The organism is Variovorax gracilis (genome assembly GCF_030317115.1).
GTDB classification, from domain to species: domain Bacteria; phylum Pseudomonadota; class Gammaproteobacteria; order Burkholderiales; family Burkholderiaceae_C; genus Variovorax; species Variovorax gracilis.
This window is the reverse complement of sequence record NZ_JASZYF010000018.1, coordinates 59,427-74,987: the sequence shown is the minus strand read 5'-3', so window position 1 is coordinate 74,987 and position 15,561 is coordinate 59,427. Positions and strand designations below refer to the sequence as shown.

Genomic DNA, 15,561 nt, shown 5'->3' with positions numbered 1-15,561 from the left:
CAAGTCTGCGTAGCGTCCGTCCACCTGAAGGAGTGAAGCATGTCGAACACCGACTCCACCATTGTCGAGGGCCCCAAATTGGCCCGCGCCTTGCCCTCCGCGACCGTGCCCCAGTTCATTCGCGAGGCCATCCGGCGCAGGCCGGACGCCCTCGCCATGATCGACGCCCCCACCGGGCGCACCCTCACCTGCGCGGCGCTGGACGAGCAGATCGGTCGCGCGGCCGCGGGACTGGCTGCGCAAGGATTCAGTCCCGGCGACACGCTGCTGATCTGCAGCCCCAACAGCCCGGAATGGGTCATCGTCGCGCTGGGCGCCATGGCGGCGGGCGGGTGCGTGAGCGGTGCCAATCCAGGCTACACCGTGGCCGAACTGGCGCAACAGCTGCGCGATTCCCAGGCGCGCTTTGCCTTCACCGTGCCGCCGCTGCTCGACACGGTGCGCCGAGCCGCGGGGCAAACAGGCTGCGAGCACTTCATCGTCGCGGGCCTTTCAGAGGCGGGCGAGGCGGGTGACGCGCTCTCGCTGGCGGACCTGCTGGCAAGCACCGGGCCCGAGCCGCTCGCGCCAGCCGATCCTGACACGCTGGCACTCCTGCCTTTTTCCTCGGGCACGACCGGCCTGCCCAAGGGCGTGATGCTCACGCACCGAACCATCGTGGCCAACGTCTGCCAGATCGTGCAGGGCAGCGAATGGCCGCAGGGCATGGTGTCGCTCGCCTTCCTGCCGATGTTCCATGCCATGGGTTTCGTGCTGGCCACGCTGTCCGGCCTGGCCGCGGGCGGCACGCTCGTGACGCTGCCGCGCTTCGAGCCCGAGGCCTTTCTTTCCGCCATTGCCAGCCGGCGCGTGACGCACCTCATCGCCGTCCCGCCCGTCATGCAGTTCCTGGCCGGACACCCGATGGTTAGCACCTTCGATCTGTCCTCGCTGCGACTGGTCGGTTCGGGCGGCGCCCCCATGGGCGCAGCGCTGGAAGACCGCGTCTGCGCGCGCCTGAAGTGCCCGACGGTGCAGGGCTACGGCATGACCGAAGTGGGGGCGGTGCTGACGCTGGCGGATACGCGCGGCGCACTGCGTCCCGGCTCGGTCGGGCAGGTGGTACCGGGCACGCAGGCGCGGGTGGTCGACCCGGCCACGGGTCGCGACCTGCCGCGCGGAGAAGCCGGCGAACTGTGGTTCCGAGGCCCGCAACTTTTTTCCGGCTACCTCGGCAACCCGCAATCCACGGCGGCAACACTCACGGCGGACGGCTGGATCCGCACCGGTGACCTCGGCCGGATCGACGCGGACGGCTTCGTCTTCATCACCGACCGGCTCAAGGAACTCATCAAGGTGAACGGCGAATCGGTGGCACCCGCAGAACTTGAAGCGTTGCTGATGACGCACCCCGCGATCGCCGATGCGGCCGTCATCGGCCGACCCGATGAACACACAGGCGAGTTGCCCGTGGCCTGGGTCGTGCCGCGCAGCGAGCTCGATGCGGAAACGCTCAAAGCTTGGTTTGCGGAGCGCGTGGCGTCGCACAAGCGGCTGGCTGACGTGGTGCGGGTGGACACGATCCCCAGGAACCCCGCGGGCAAACCGCTGCGCCGCGTGCTGCGGGCGCGCGATGCCGAACGCATGGAAAGCGTGGGGATGTCATGAGCCGGGCGATGAGCCCCACCTTGCGAAGCATCGATGCCGTGTCGCTCGACGGGTGGCACGTCGACTCGATCCGACAGCATTTCCTGTTTCCCCAGGCGGGTCGCATCGCAACCAACAACGCCGCCAGCACCCAGCCGCCGCGCGAGTTGCTCGCGCTCTACACCACGCTGGCGCCGCAGTACGAGAACGTGCATCGCGGACAGTCCAGCGCATCGCAGCAAACGACCAGGCTTTTCGAAGCGGCATACGACGACATTGCGCGCTTCGTCGGCGCGCGCAGCCGCAACAACATCGTGCTGGTGCGCAACGTGACCGAGGCGCACAACACCGTCATGTACTCGCTGCTCACGGAGTTTCGCGATGGTGACAACGTCGTCGCGACGCAGATGGAACACAACTCGAACTTCGTGCCCTGGCACGCAATGTGCCACGAGATCCTGCCGAAATTCGGGCGCCGCGTGACGTTGCGGTTGGCGCGCTTCGATCCGGCCAGCGGGGCGCTTGACCTGGACCATCTCGCGTCGCTGGTCGACGCGCGTACCAAACTCGTGTGCTGCACCGGCGCGTCGAACTTTCTGGGAACCCTCAATCCGCTCGCAGCGGTGCGCGCGATCGCGGATGCGAGCGGCTACGTGCAGCCGGACGGGGAGCGCCGTTCATATCTGTTGATCGACGGGGCGCAACTGGTGCCGGGCAGCTTCATCGACGTGCAGGCGCTCGATGTCGACTATTTGTCGTTCTCTTTTCACAAGATGCTGGCGCCCTTCGGCGTGGGTGTGCTGGTCGCCAAGGAGCATCTGCTGGAGGCGTCCTTGCCCTTCCTCTATGGAGGCGACATGGTTGCCGAGGGGCGGGTGTTCGAAGGCACCGTGAGCTACAACGCGCTGCCTTGGAAGTATGCGGCCGGCACGCCGAACGTCCTGGGCTCTATCGTTTCGGCGAAAGCGCTGCGCCTGCTGCTCGATCTGGCTTCGCCGGCGGGGCAAGCCTGCTACTTCGACAGCGACAGGTCCATCGAGCGTCGGGACGTCGAGTTCGCCATGCGGCGGGTGTCGACATGGTGCCGACGACTGACTGCGAGAGCACTCGAGCGGCTCGGCGCCATCGAGGGCATCACGATCCATGGCCCGCGCGAGGCGGCACGCCGCAGCGCGCTCGTCGCCTTCAACGTGGCCGGGCACGATCCGTTCGATCTGGCGCGCGCATTCAACGACGCCGGAATCGAAGCACGCGCGGGTTGCCACTGCGCGACGCTCGCGCATCTGGCGCTCGACGTTCGCGCCAGTTGTCGCCTAAGCTTCTACTTCTACAACACCTTCGACGAAGTCGACCATGTAGTCGACGCGCTGGCCGACATCGTCTCTTCGGGGTACCGGCAATGAATTCCAGCAACGTCTGGTACGCAGCAAGACTGTGTAGAAACGCGCTCGATCCAGCAGTTTGCAGCCTGGTGTGGTCGAGATGCGCAGTGCACTCCATGGCTGAACCACGGAGCACGCTGGTAGCTGGCTGTGCCGGCGCTCCGAGGCCGGGGTCGTGAAGCCAGAAGAAGGGGCTTACGCCCCAGCAAGCCGCATTGCCTTTATGGTTCTGCCAATCCCGAGCAGAGTGATCACGCGCTTCATGTTGTAGGCCAACACATTCAAGCTCATCTCGGTTGCGACGTTCTCGCTGCCGCGTGTCAGGAAGTGCAGCTGAACCCATCCAGTGCTTGAGCGTGCCGAAAATGTGCTCCACGGGCGCTTGCGCAGCTTCATCATCTCAGGGTTGCGCGCCAGGCGCCGTTCTGCTGCTTCTACGACCTCTTCGTGCTCCCATCGCCAGATCCGACGATAGCTGCTGGTCGTGCACCGATTTTTGATCAGGCAGTTGGAGCATGCACTTGTCCAGTACAGATGGATCAAGAGACCACCTTCTTCCCTGGCGAACCGATGGATCGCGCGCTCTCCTGCAGGGCATTGATCCTCATCGTCGCGGGCGATGTAGATGAAGTCATGCTTGCTGAATCGACCCTGGGCGGCCGAGTTGGAAGTCATCACCTTGGGTACGTAGGCCTTGAGGCCGGCGTCCGCGCATGCCTTGAGCTCCGGACCTCCGTAGTAGCCGCGGTCGGCCACCACATTGAGCCGCTTGCTATCCATGGCCTCTCGGGCGGCCTTGGCCATCTTGCTCAGTTGCGCTCGATCGCTGCCGGTTGCGGTCACTTCGTGCGCCACGATGAGGTGGTGCCTGGCATCGACCACAGTCTGCACGTTGTAGCCCACCAGCGCGGTGCCCTTCATGCTGTGCGTGGTCGTCGCACGCGAATCCGGATCGGTCAGTGACAGTTGCTGATCGGGTGTCTGCTCCAGTTGCTCACGAACGGCCTGGAGACCGCGCAGCTTCTGGCGCAGCTTTTGAAGCTTGGCTTGGCTCTGCTCGGTCCTGGCGGGCAAATCTGCCGCCTGAACACGGTCCGTTGTTTTCGAGGGCATCCAGGTAGTGCTGGATGCGTTGCTCCAACTCGCGCTCGAGCCGGTCGACCTTGCCTGGGGTGAAGTTGCGCCCGCGCAGCGCCTGCGGACCATGGGAAGGCAGCCTTCGTGGCCGCAGACCTGTCCACTTCCGCCGGCTGCGACGAGGTTGCACGCGCGGTCGAGGAACAGTTCGATGGCGTTGACATCGTGGTCCATGTGGCTGGGGGCTCTTCGGCACCGGCCGGCGGCTTTGCCGTGCTTGATGACGACGAATGGCAAAAGCGTTCGCCATGAACCTTCGCGCTGCCGTTCGGATTGACCGAGCCCTACTGCCGGGCATACTTGGGCACCCAGATCATTTCCGGCGATGAACCACCTGGGCTTATTCATTGGCGCTGCCATCCGGCGACCCCGCCACCGCAGCGCTCAGTCGCGGCGCTGCGGTGGGCCGCCTGACCGCGAGCCTGTCGTTGCGGTCGTTCAAGCAGCGCCGACACGTTGCGTGTCAGTCGTCTTGTCTGGCCGCGAGCCAGTAGTTGCGGTCGTTGAGGCAGACGTAGGTGGAGGAATGCGGGAAGGGTTTCGACCATTCCGGCGGCCCGTAGGGATCGCCAATCGGGCTGCCGACCCCGCTGGTGTCCCGCTTGTATTCCACCCAGGTGTTGGTGATCAGGTTGCCTTCGCCCGCTTGGCGCAGCGCCTGGTTCGGCCACTCTGCCGTCTCTCCCGGCGCCAGGCGCTTGTTGGACAGCGATTCGATGTGGTCCCCGGGTTTGTCCTTGACCCAGTACTTGAACCTCAGCACTTTGATCGAGGCGCTCTGCTCGTTCTTCACAAACACGTCAATCTTGCAAGGCGGAACCGCAAGGGCCGGCGACGTGGCACCCAAGCACAGCGCCAGCACGCCGGCAAGTGCGGCCAGCTTGCGGCAACGAGTGGTGCAGATGTTATTGAAAAAAGTCATGAAGTTCTCCTTGAATGGCGAAGATTCGGCCGGCTGCTGTGAAGCAGAGATCGACGCCGGCCGCGACGATCCTGCTTGCTCATTTGCGCTGCCACTCGGCGACTCGGCCACTGGCTTGTTCGATGCGGTTGCTCTGCAGCGAGGCAAGCCGACGACAACCAGCGCACCGCCTCGTTTCAGCCCGTCGGGTCTACCTGCGGTTGCGAGCACCTCGCCGCCTTCAGCTCGAACAGGGTGTGGAAAGCGCTGGCGCTGTCCAGGTACAGGTGGTATTTGTTGCCGCTCGACGGGCGTGCACTGGAAGGGGATGCGGCGGCTGAAGGACGTGTCGCCGATGCAGCTGCCGGGCTCGGATCCGGGATCGCAGGTGCTGTCGCCGTCGCCGGTGGCGCTGAGCACCGGGCGGTGCACGTCGGTCCAGGAGTGGCGCTCTTTCTGGAAGCGCGTGTCGAAGAAGCCTTCGCTGCCCGGCTGTTGCCGCGAGAACGCGAGAAAGGCGATCGGCCGGGCGGCGGCAATCTGCATCGGCGCGCCGACAAAAACGCGATTGGCAGCGGCCACCGTCAGCGCGCCGCCGGCGCCGGCCGAATGGCCGCCGACCGCGATGTGGTTCGGGTCGACCTGGCCACCCGGCGTGCCCGCGCCCAGCCGCACCACTTCATCAAGCACCGCGCGGATGTGGTGCGGCCGGTCCCGGTTGAGGTATCTGAAGACCTTGCAGGTGGCATCGTGTGCAATGCCCGGCACGTCGCACAGCAAATGGCGGCTGCCCAACTCGCGGTGCGCGTGCGCGTGCGCGATGCTGATGGTGTAGTAGCCGGCGCGCGCCGTGGTTTCGCTCCACTCGACCATGCAGGTCGCGGCACGGCGCTTGCCGTCGGCGCCGCCATGCGACCAGAGCATTGCCGGCATCGGCAGCAGGGCACCCAGCGGCTGCCAGATCAAGAGCTTGACCTCCCGCGGCAATTGCGCGGCGTCGGTATAGAAGACACTGCGTTCAGCAGTGCTGACCCCGTACCGCGCCGGCGGAACGTACAAGCCGCCAAACTCGTCCGCGTGGCCGGCTATCGGGCTCGCCCTCAAGCTGCAGGGCAGCAGCAGGGCCGAGAGTCGTGTTGCGAGAGCGAGGCAGTTCATGCCTCCAAAGGTAGTTGGAATCGACGCGCCCCGGACCCCACTGCAGGGGGGGATGTGGCCTCGGAGAAGGCCGACGGCCGATCAGCCGAGGGCGAACGGCCGATCGGCCGATAGGCGTGCCACCAGTTGCTGGTGGCTGATGATCTCGATCCGGGCGTAGATGTCGTTGAAGCAGTCCTTTAGGGTTTTGGCGTGCGCGCTCGCTTCTCGACTATGTCTGCACGGTTACCCAGGCGAAGGCCGTTAGAGCTTGCGGCGTCGAAGTTTCTAAACGCCTCGGTCGATGAGCGCCGCGCAGCGGCAGCCTCTGCGGCTGCGTGCTCCGCCGCTGCGCACCCCAAGCAAGCCAAAGGGCGTCACACGATGGGCCGGTGAACGACTTCGACTTGCCTGTCTCAAGCCTGATGCCTGCTGCAACCGCAAAGCCGACGCTTAAGGCGCGGGGTTGAAGGTCGCTGATGGGCCCAACCCTGCCCTCCAAGAGCACCCGTCGTGCGGCTCCTAGGCAGCAGCGAAAGCGGCCGGTCAGCGGAGCGTTGCCCACAGGCGCGTGACCGCCAGGTTGCGGAAGCTCCGGCGAGAAACGTTTTGGGATCCTCGCGATCGGCGGCACGGTGCCGGACGCGCTGCTCGCGGTGGTGACGATGGATTATTCGTCGCTGACCTGGCGACGCTCTACGGCTGCCTGCTGTCGGTGTGCCGCCGACTTCTCGACCTGGACAGGCGCGCCGACCATCGTCGCCAGCGGCCTCTACAGCCTGCACCGCGAGCGCGAAGCGACGTTCGACATGCCGTGCTAGCGGCGATAGATCAGCATCAAATTGTTCGCCGGCATCTCGACCAGCCGCGAGCGTGCGAAGCCGCGCGCATCGGCGGCGGTGTCGAGATCCTCTACCCGCCGCAGCCCCCAGAGCGGATTGCGCGTTTTGAGCGAAGCGTCGAAAACTTCGTTCGAAGGCGCGGTCTTCACGCCCTCGCGGCGCCACGGGCCATAGAGGATCAGCGGCGCGCCCTTGACCAGCAGCCGCTCCGCGCCTGCGACCAGCCCGAGTGTCGCTTCCCACGGGCTGATATGCGCCATGTTGATGCACAGCACCGCATCGGCGGCATGGACGGGCCAATCCGCCGACGTGGCGTCGAGCGCGAGCGGCGGCAAGACGTTGTCGAGTCCCGCGCACCAGCTTGCGATGGAGCCGAGCGCACCTGAGTCCGGATCGGTCGGTTGCCAGACCTGGCCGGGGAAAAGCTGCGCGAAGAAAGCGCAATGCTCGCCCGATCCGCTCGCCACTTCGAGCACTTTGCCGGTGACCGGCAATTCCCCTTGCAACACCTCGGCGATCGGCCCGCGGTTGCGCAAGGTAGCCGGCGCATGCTTGCGATCCGCACTATCGTCACCGGGCATCCAGGGCGTGTGATCTTGCATTTCGGCCTCGCAAGAAAGATTCTGTCTCGCTAGGAGTATCCCTGATAGGCAAAGCCCGCGCCGCTTGCAGCTGCAGGCCAGCAGCTTGTCGTAGCCGCAATCCGCGCGTGGGTAGCGGACCTCGCCCGGCCTTGGCGTGCACCAGATCCCTTGCTTTTCCGCCCAGTCGCTTCCACAGTGGCTGGACACACGCCGATCAGGAGGCAAGCATGGAAACCGATGCATCCGAGGCTGGACGCCCAGGCGAACGCCTGGACGAAGTCGTCGACCTGATCCGCGCCAAGGTCACCCCGGAACAGGCGGATCTGCTCGCCGCGTTCGTCCGGCAGTACTTTGGCCAAGTGGACCCCGAAGACCTGGCCGACCGCCAGATCGCCGACCTGTATGGTGCCGCGCTGTCGCATTGGGGCTTCGCGCGCAAACGCGTGCCAGGACGCGCCCGGCTGCGCGTGTTCAACCCGACGATCGCGGAGCAGGGCTGGCAATCGACGCACACCATCATCGAGATCGTCAATGACGACATGCCGTTCCTGGTCGATTCGGTGACGACGGAAGTCAATCGCCATGGACTCACCTTGCACCTGATCGTCCATCCGCTGGTGGCAGTGATCCGCGACGGCCAAGGCACGCTGCAAGGCCTGGCGACTGAAATGCCCTCGCCCGACGCGCGCCGTGAATCGTTCATCCATGTCGAGGTGGACCGCGTGGCCGAAGCGGCTCGGCTCGAGACGCTGGCCGCCGACCTGGCACGCGTGCTCGGCGACGTGCGGCTGGCCGTGGCCGACTGGAAGGCGATGAAGGAGCGCGTCCTGGACATCGTGCGGGGCCTCGACGAGCGCGCGCCGCCGATCCCGCCGCAGGAACTCGCCGAGGGCCAGGCTTTCCTGCGCTGGCTGGCTGATGATCACTTCACATTCCTCGGGCACCGCAGCCACGAGCTGGTGAAGGTCGACGGCCACGACGAGCTCAAGGTTGTGCCGGATTCGAGCCTTGGCATCCTGCGCGAGATGATCAAGGACCCGACCGCCGCCTTCGCGGCGCTGCCACCGGAGGTACGCGCCAACGCACGCCGGCGCGAATTGCTCGTGGTCACCAAGTCGACCTCGCGCTCCACAGTGCACCGCCCCGGCTACCTCGACTACATCGCCGTCAAGCGCTTCGACGCCGATGGCCAGGTCTCCGGCGAGGACCGCTTCCTCGGCCTCTTCACCTCCACGGCGTACAGCGCCCGTTCGGCCGACATTCCCATGCTGCGGCGCAAGGTGGCCGAAGTGATCGCGCGCGCCGGCCTCGCGAGCGGCAGCCACTCGGGCAAGGCGCTGGTCAACATTCTCGAGACCTATCCGCGCGACGAGCTGTTCCAGACCGGCACCAACGAGCTGCTGTCCACCTCCATGGGCATCCTCCACCTGGGAGAGCGCCAGCGCTTCCGCCTGTTCGTGCGGCGCGATCCTTTCGAGCGCTTCCTGGCGTGCATGCTCTACGCGCCCCGCGAGAACTACACGACCGAACTGCGCGAAAAGTGGCAGGCGATCCTGGTGCAGGCGTTCAACGGCACCAGTTCCGAGTTCAACGTGCACCTGTCGGAATCGGTCCTGGCCTTGATCCAGATCACGGTGCGCACCCGGCCCGGCAATATCCCGCCGTTCGACGTGCGCGAACTCGAGCAGCGCCTGGTCACCGCCGCCCGCCGCTGGGACGACGACCTGAAGTCGGCGCTGATCGAGGCGACCGGCGAAGCGCGCGGCAGCGAGTTGCTGCGCCAACTGGGCGGTGCATTCCCGGCCGGCTACCGCGACGATTTCGCGGCGCGCGCCGCCGTGCACGACATCGAGCTGATGGAGCGGCTGAGCGACGTCAAACCGCTCGGCATGAACCTCTACCGGCCGCTCGAGGCGGCCCCGGGGACGCTGCGCTTCAAGGTGCTGCGACGCGGCGAACCGCTCATCCTTTCGACCAGCCTGCCGATGCTCGAACACCTCGGCATGAAGGTGCTCGACGAGCACCCGTACCGGCTCGCACCGCGGGGCGCGTCGCCGGTCTGGGTCCATGATTTCGGATTGCGCAGCGCGCTGGGCGATGCCGAGCTCGAGGTCGACGCGCTGCGGCCGGTGTTCGAGGAAGCGTTCGCCGCCGTCCTCGCCGGCGAAGTCGAGAACGACGACTTCAACCGCCTGGTGCTCGCAGCGCGTCTGCCCGCGCACGAGATCGTCGTGCTTCGCGCTTACGCGAAGTACATGCGGCAAATCGGCTTCGCATTGTCGCAACCGTTCATGGAGAGCACGCTCGTGGCGAACGCGCCGATTGCGCGCGCGCTCGTCGAACTGTTCAAGCTGCGCTTTGATCCCGCGCCGGCTGCCGGCACCGACACGCCGGCCGGCGAGAAGGTGCGCGAGATCGAAGACATGCTCGAAAACGTAGCCAACCTGTCGGAAGATCGAGTGCTGCGGCAATACCTCGCCCTGATCCTGGCCACCACGCGCACCAACTACTGGCGTCGCGATGCCGCGGGCCGGCAACGGAACTTCCTGTCGTTCAAGTTCGATTCCTCGAAGGTACCCGACTTGCCGGCGCCCAAGCCGATGTTCGAGATCTTCGTGTACTCGACGCGCTTCGAGGGTGTGCACCTGCGCGGCGGTCGGGTCGCACGCGGGGGACTGCGCTGGTCGGACCGGCCGGAAGACTTCCGCACCGAGGTGCTGGGCCTCGTGAAAGCGCAGATGGTGAAGAACACCGTGATCGTGCCCGTGGGCTCCAAGGGCGGCTTCGTGCTCAAGCGCGCGCCCGCGGCGAACGAGCGCGATGCGTACCTGCGCGAAGGCGTGGCCTGCTACCAGGATTACCTGCGCGGCCTGCTCGACATCACGGACAACCGAGTCGGCGATGCGATCGTGCCTCCGCCGCAGGTCCAGCGCCACGACGATGACGATCCCTACCTCGTGGTCGCCGCCGACAAGGGCACTGCCACTTTCAGCGACTTCGCCAACGGCATCAGCAAGGAATACGGCTTCTGGCTCGGCGACGCGTTTGCCTCCGGCGGCTCGGTGGGCTACGACCACAAGGCCATGGGCATCACCGCGCGCGGCGCCTGGGAATCGGTGAAGCGTCACTTCCGCGAGATGGGCATCGACACGCAGACGACCGACTTCACGGTTGCTGGCATCGGCGACATGTCGGGCGACGTGTTCGGCAACGGCATGTTGTTGTCGCCGCACATCCGGCTGGTTGCGGCATTCGACCATCGGCACGTCTTTATCGACCCGAATCCCGACGTGGCGAAGAGCCTTGCCGAGCGCCGGCGCCTGTTCGAGCTGCCGCGCTCCTCGTGGGCCGACTACGACGCGGCGCTGATCTCCGAGGGCGGTGGAATCCATGCGCGCAGCGCCAAGTCGATCCCTATCACGGCGCAGCTGAAGCAGGTGCTCGACATCACCGCCGATGCGCTCACGCCGACCGAATTGGTCAATGCCATCCTCAAGGCCCCGGTCGACCTGATCTACAACGGCGGCATCGGCACCTACGTGAAGGCCGCGAGCGAGAGCCACGCGCAGGTAGGCGACCGTGCCAACGACGCCCTGCGCGTCAACGGCGGGGAGTTGCGCTGCAAGGTCTTCGCCGAAGGCGGCAACCTCGGCTGCACGCAATTGGGCCGGATCGAATTCGCGCTGGCGGGCGGGCGCATCAACACCGACGCGATCGACAACTCGGCTGGCGTGGACACTTCGGATCACGAGGTCAACATCAAGATCCTGGTCGGCCTGCCCATCACCGAAGGCGAGCTCACCGAGAAGCAACGCAATGCGCTCCTGCCGGAGATGACCGACGACGTGGCGGCGCTGGTGCTGCGCGACAACATCTTCCAGACGCAGGTGCTGTCGGTCACAGGGCGCATCGCGCCACAACTGCTCGATGCGCAGACCCGGTTCATGCAGTACCTCGAGAAGGCCGGGCGGTTGAATCGTGCGATTGAGTACCTGCCGTCCGACGAGGAACTGGCCGAGCGCCGCGCCAAGAGCCAGGGCCTGACCAGTCCCGAGCGCGCGGTACTGCTCGCCTACAGCAAGATCTGGCTCTACGACGAACTGCTGGCCTCGCCGCTGCCCGATGACCGCTGGGTTGCAACGGCGCTCGAGCGCTACTTCCCGAAGCTGCTGAGCGAGAAGTTCGCGGCCTACATGCCCCGGCATCCGCTGCGGCGCGAGATCATTGCGACGCACGTCACCAACAGCGCCATCAACCGCGTCGGCAGCACCTTCGTGCATCGTCTGGTCGAGACCACCGGCGCCCGTGCGTTCGAGGTCGTGCGGGCCTATCTGATGAGCCGCGAGATCTTCGGCATGGTGCCGCTGTGGCTGTCCATCGAAGCGCTCGACAACCGCATTGACGACGCCGTGCAGTCGAGACTGCTGATCGACACCAGCCGGCAACTGGAGCGTGGCACCAAGTGGTTCCTGCGCTCGCGGCGCCTGAACGAGGACATGGAATCGACCATCGCGCACTTCACGCCGAACGTCGAGGTGCTGTCGGCACAGTTGACCGAACTGCTGGCCCCCGACGAGCGTGCCCGCGTCGACACCGCAGTCTCGCACTATGTGGCCGGCGGCGTGCCGCGCGAACTGGCCGAGCATGTCGTCACTTTCGACTCGTTGTATGCGACGCTCGACATCGCCGAGATCGCCGGCAGCGCCAGGTGGCCGGTGGCGCTCGTGGCGGCCATCTACTTCGACCTCGCGAACCGTATCGGCATGCCGTGGCTGCGCGAGCGCATCGCTGCACTCCCCGGGGACCAGCACTGGCAGATGCTTGCGAAGGGCGCGATGCTCGACGATCTGTCGAGCCTGCAGCGTTCGATCACCGGCGCGGTGCTTGCCGGCGGCGACGAAATCGAATCGCCGGCGGCACTCGTCGAGGCATGGCACGCCACGAATGGCCGGTCTCTCGAACGCGCGGCAGCGTTGATGGGCGAGCTACGTGCGGTGCCGGCGCCCGATGCCTCGATGTTGTCCGTTGCATTGCGGGAACTGCGGGCCTTGGCATAGGGTCTTGATGGTGGTCCGGCGCCTATCGGGCAGGTCGATGGCGACCAGAAGCCCCCTGAGAGCGTGGACATGTGCATTGCCTCACCTCCCCTTCGCCGTCCGGCGCAGCAATCGCAGAGCGTCGCCTCCCGCGTTGCCGATGCCGCCGCCACGGCGATCGCCCCGTTGCGGACATTCCGCTACCCTTCATGGTTGTAATCAGAGTCGCATCAACCCCCATGTCGCAACATGTCTTCGTTTTCGGAACGCTGAAGGAAGGCTTCCCCAACTTCCCGACCAACAAGGGCGCGCGAGTTGCGGGAGACTTCATGACCGTCGAGCGCTATCCGCTGTACCTCGTAGGTGAACGCTTCTCACCCTGGCTCGTAGATGCTCCGGGCGAAGGTGAACGAGTTATCGGTCAGGTATTTGAAGTCGATGAGGCGACACTGGCAGCAATGGACGAACTGGAGCAAATCACGGAGCCGGAGGGATACCGACGCGTGATGCTTGACGTCGAGGCGCCGGATGATCCCCGAGGGGCGACATATCGCGTGCACGCATACATCAAGTCTCGAGAGCAATTCGCCTTGGCAGTTGCCCTGCTTGGACCATTGCAGGAATACACGCGCGAACACGCCGCGCTCTACCGCAGTCGAGAGGCGAAGTGGGCCGAGTCCACCTGCGTCAGAACGAATGGCGAATGCCCAGGTCATAGCCGGTCGCAGTCGCGTTGACCGTTCCGGCAATGGTGGTCGACACGCCCAGCAGCGAGCCATCCTTGTTGTCCAGGCGAGCGTAGGTGGCATACAGCGCCGTTCGCCTCGAAAGGTTGTGCACGTAACCCACGGCGGCCTTGTCAGCAGTCGGTGAACTCGGCAGATCGATCTTCACGCGCGAGTAGGCAGCCACGAAATAGCCGACGCCGACAGGGATGTTCACACCCAGCATGTAGCCCTCGCTGGTATTGCTCGCCGTGACCCTCTCGTACTTCTCGCGCGAATACTCGCCGGACAGCTTGGCGAATCCGAAGTCGTACGACGCGCCCAGGTTGAGTGTCGAAATATCGGGAGCCGCCGCGCTGGCCGGATTGGAGCCGGTGGTCCTGCCGACCGACAGCGCCGTGTTGAGAGCGCCCTTGGCGTAACCCATCCGCCCGGACAGGAATCTGCCCTGGTTGTTGCCCGGCGTCACCTGTTCGTCCAGCGCGTACTGAAGCTGGCCATAGAAGCCGCCGAGGTTCGGTGGCAGGAAGTAGCCGACCGTGTTGCTCGCCCGGATGTAGTACGGATTGTTGGCGCCAAATCCCACCACCCACGGTGCGCGGCCAGGCGCAGTGCTGCTGCTGCGCGCCGGAGACATGATGAGTGCGCCTACGCCGACGGCCCCGAAGGGATCGAACACCGCCTCGTTCCAGAAGGTCGGCGTGAAGTCACGCCCCAGGCGCAGTTCGCCCCAGATGCCGCCGAGGCTGACGGTGGAACGACGCATGAGGTTGAATCCACCCGCATTGCCGTCGTCGTTGGTCAGCGCACCTTCGAGCCAGAAGGAAGCGGACATCCCGCCCCCCAGATCCTCGGTCCCGCGAAAGCCCAGCCGGCTGTTGTACAGATTGGAGTTGCTCAATACCGTTTGACTCAAGATGCCATTGTCGTAGTGACTGACTGCGGCATCGAGAACACCGAAAAGCGTGACTGATGACTGTGCAGCGGCAGTGCCGCATGCAGTGATCACAACGAGGGCAGCCAAGGTGGGGCAAAGGTTGAGTTTCAAGATGAACATTCAGTCGTGATTGAGATGGCGTTGAAGGCCCTTCGGGCAGCCTTCAACAGGCATACGAAGAAGTCTAGGTAGCCGATCTCCTCTTGAATAATGATTAGTTCCGCCTCAGGCATAGCTCGCGGGAATACAAGACTGCAGTTCCGGCACCATGTCACGCCGCTTGCCCACATCGCGCAGTGCTGCAAGGAACCTCTCGGTCGCTGCACTCGGTGCCCGATCCGCGCGGACCGTGTAGCCCACGCTGCTGAAAGGCGCCAGGCTCTCCAGCGGAAGGATGGCCAGCAGGCCGGCTTTCGCGAAGCGTTCGGCCGCCGACTGCGGCATCAGCGCGACCATCGACCCGCCTGAGACCAGCCCAAGGTTGGTAAGGATCGAGACGGATTCGACGAGGCGTCGCGGCATCGCCAATCCCTCCTTCTCGAAAAAGGATCTCACCGAAGCGTGCGCCGCAGAGTCCTGCGTTGGCACGATCCATTCGAGTTGGTGCAGGTCCGACAGGGCGAGCTGGCGTCGCCGCGCCAGAGGATGCTGGCTGCCGACCACCACACGCAGCGCCTCCTCGTAGAGGGCGACATGCTGCAAGTGCGCACGTTCCGTGTCCTCGCGCAGCAGCGCAGGATCCGTGTGCGGCAGCGCCCCGACCACCACGTCCAGCTCGCCTCGCGCCAAGGCGGGAAAGAGGGTCGAATTCGGACCCACTCGCACGGTGACGACAACATCGGGGACGAGTTCCCGCAGTCGCATGATCGACGCCGGCAACAGCGTTGCAGACGCCGCGATGAGCGAGCCCACGATCACCTGGCCGGCGGTGCCTGCCTGCCACGCATTGAGGTCTTCCGCCAGATAACGGAGTTCGCCCATCAGGATCTTCGTGTGTCGCTGGAAGAGCCCGCCGAATTCCGTCAGCACGACACCTCGCTTGCTGCGAACGAAGAGCACGCCATCGAGTTGCTGCTCGAGCTCGTGGATGGATTTGCTCACGGCCGGCTGCGTCATCGCGAGTTCGCGCGACGCCGCCAGGATGGAGCCCGCCTCCACCACCTTCTCGAAGATCGCAAGCTGCTGCAGGCGCAGCCTCCGCGCGAGCGACAGACGCGAATGCCTGGCGATCGATGCCGTCACGGGACAGCACCC

General features: G+C 65.4%; 11 protein-coding genes. 6 read left to right on the top strand and 5 right to left on the bottom strand.

Features of this window, described 5'->3' with window-relative positions; all coding sequences use genetic code 11:
* The first annotated feature begins 39 nt into the window (after positions 1-39).
* Both QTH97_RS25895 and QTH97_RS25890 read left to right on the top strand, forming a co-directional pair.
* A complete protein-coding gene (locus tag QTH97_RS25895) occupies positions 40-1,647 on the top strand; it encodes an AMP-binding protein (RefSeq protein ID WP_286571376.1) in 1,608 nt (535 codons plus the stop codon).
* Positions 1,648-1,655: 8 nt separating this feature from the next.
* A complete protein-coding gene (locus QTH97_RS25890; protein WP_286571375.1) occupies positions 1,656-3,029 on the top strand; it encodes an aminotransferase class V-fold PLP-dependent enzyme in 1,374 nt (457 codons plus the stop codon).
* A 174-nt stretch (positions 3,030-3,203) separates the two neighbouring features.
* Here QTH97_RS25890 and QTH97_RS25885 read toward each other — a convergent pair whose 3' ends face one another.
* Positions 3,204-3,929 carry a transposase gene (locus QTH97_RS25885; RefSeq protein ID WP_286571407.1) on the bottom strand — a complete coding sequence of 242 codons (726 nt, stop codon included), beginning with the start codon at positions 3,927-3,929 and terminating at the stop codon, positions 3,204-3,206.
* 300 nt (positions 3,930-4,229) lie between these two features.
* On the opposite strand from QTH97_RS25885, the gene QTH97_RS25880 reads away from it, so the two are divergent.
* Positions 4,230-4,397, top strand: a complete 168-nt coding sequence (locus QTH97_RS25880) for a hypothetical protein (protein WP_444813471.1) — start codon at positions 4,230-4,232, stop codon at positions 4,395-4,397.
* Between the two features lie 211 nt (positions 4,398-4,608).
* Here QTH97_RS25880 and QTH97_RS25875 read toward each other — a convergent pair whose 3' ends face one another.
* Entirely contained in the window at positions 4,609-6,204 is a 1,596-nt protein-coding gene (locus tag QTH97_RS25875; protein ID WP_286571374.1) for an alpha/beta hydrolase, read from the bottom strand.
* Positions 6,205-6,818: 614 nt separating this feature from the next.
* Between QTH97_RS25875 and QTH97_RS25870 the strand changes: the two genes are divergently transcribed.
* Entirely contained in the window at positions 6,819-7,004 is a 186-nt protein-coding gene (locus QTH97_RS25870) for a hypothetical protein (protein WP_286571373.1), read from the top strand.
* Here the strand turns inward: QTH97_RS25870 and QTH97_RS25865 are convergent.
* Positions 7,001-7,606, bottom strand: a complete 606-nt coding sequence (locus tag QTH97_RS25865) for a DUF938 domain-containing protein (RefSeq protein WP_286571406.1) — start codon at positions 7,604-7,606, stop codon at positions 7,001-7,003. The genes QTH97_RS25870 and QTH97_RS25865 overlap by 4 nt on opposite strands.
* A 230-nt stretch (positions 7,607-7,836) precedes the next feature.
* On the opposite strand from QTH97_RS25865, the gene QTH97_RS25860 reads away from it, so the two are divergent.
* Together QTH97_RS25860 and QTH97_RS25855 are read left to right on the top strand one after the other, a co-directional pair.
* Complete coding sequence (locus tag QTH97_RS25860; RefSeq protein ID WP_286571372.1) at positions 7,837-12,666, top strand: NAD-glutamate dehydrogenase; 4,830 nt, start codon at positions 7,837-7,839, stop codon at positions 12,664-12,666.
* A gap of 218 nt (positions 12,667-12,884) precedes the next feature.
* A complete protein-coding gene (locus QTH97_RS25855; protein WP_286571371.1) occupies positions 12,885-13,382 on the top strand; it encodes a gamma-glutamylcyclotransferase family protein in 498 nt (165 codons plus the stop codon).
* On the opposite strand, the gene QTH97_RS25850 is transcribed toward QTH97_RS25855, so the two are convergent.
* A complete protein-coding gene (locus QTH97_RS25850) occupies positions 13,333-14,427 on the bottom strand; it encodes a porin (protein ID WP_286571370.1) in 1,095 nt (364 codons plus the stop codon). The two genes, QTH97_RS25855 and QTH97_RS25850, sit on opposite strands and share 50 nt — an antisense overlap.
* Before the next feature lie 105 nt (positions 14,428-14,532).
* The gene (locus QTH97_RS25845) at positions 14,533-15,549 is read right to left on the bottom strand and encodes a LysR substrate-binding domain-containing protein (RefSeq protein ID WP_286571369.1); all 1,017 of its coding nucleotides are present in this window, start codon (positions 15,547-15,549) and stop codon (positions 14,533-14,535) included.
* Positions 15,550-15,561 lie beyond the last annotated feature (12 nt).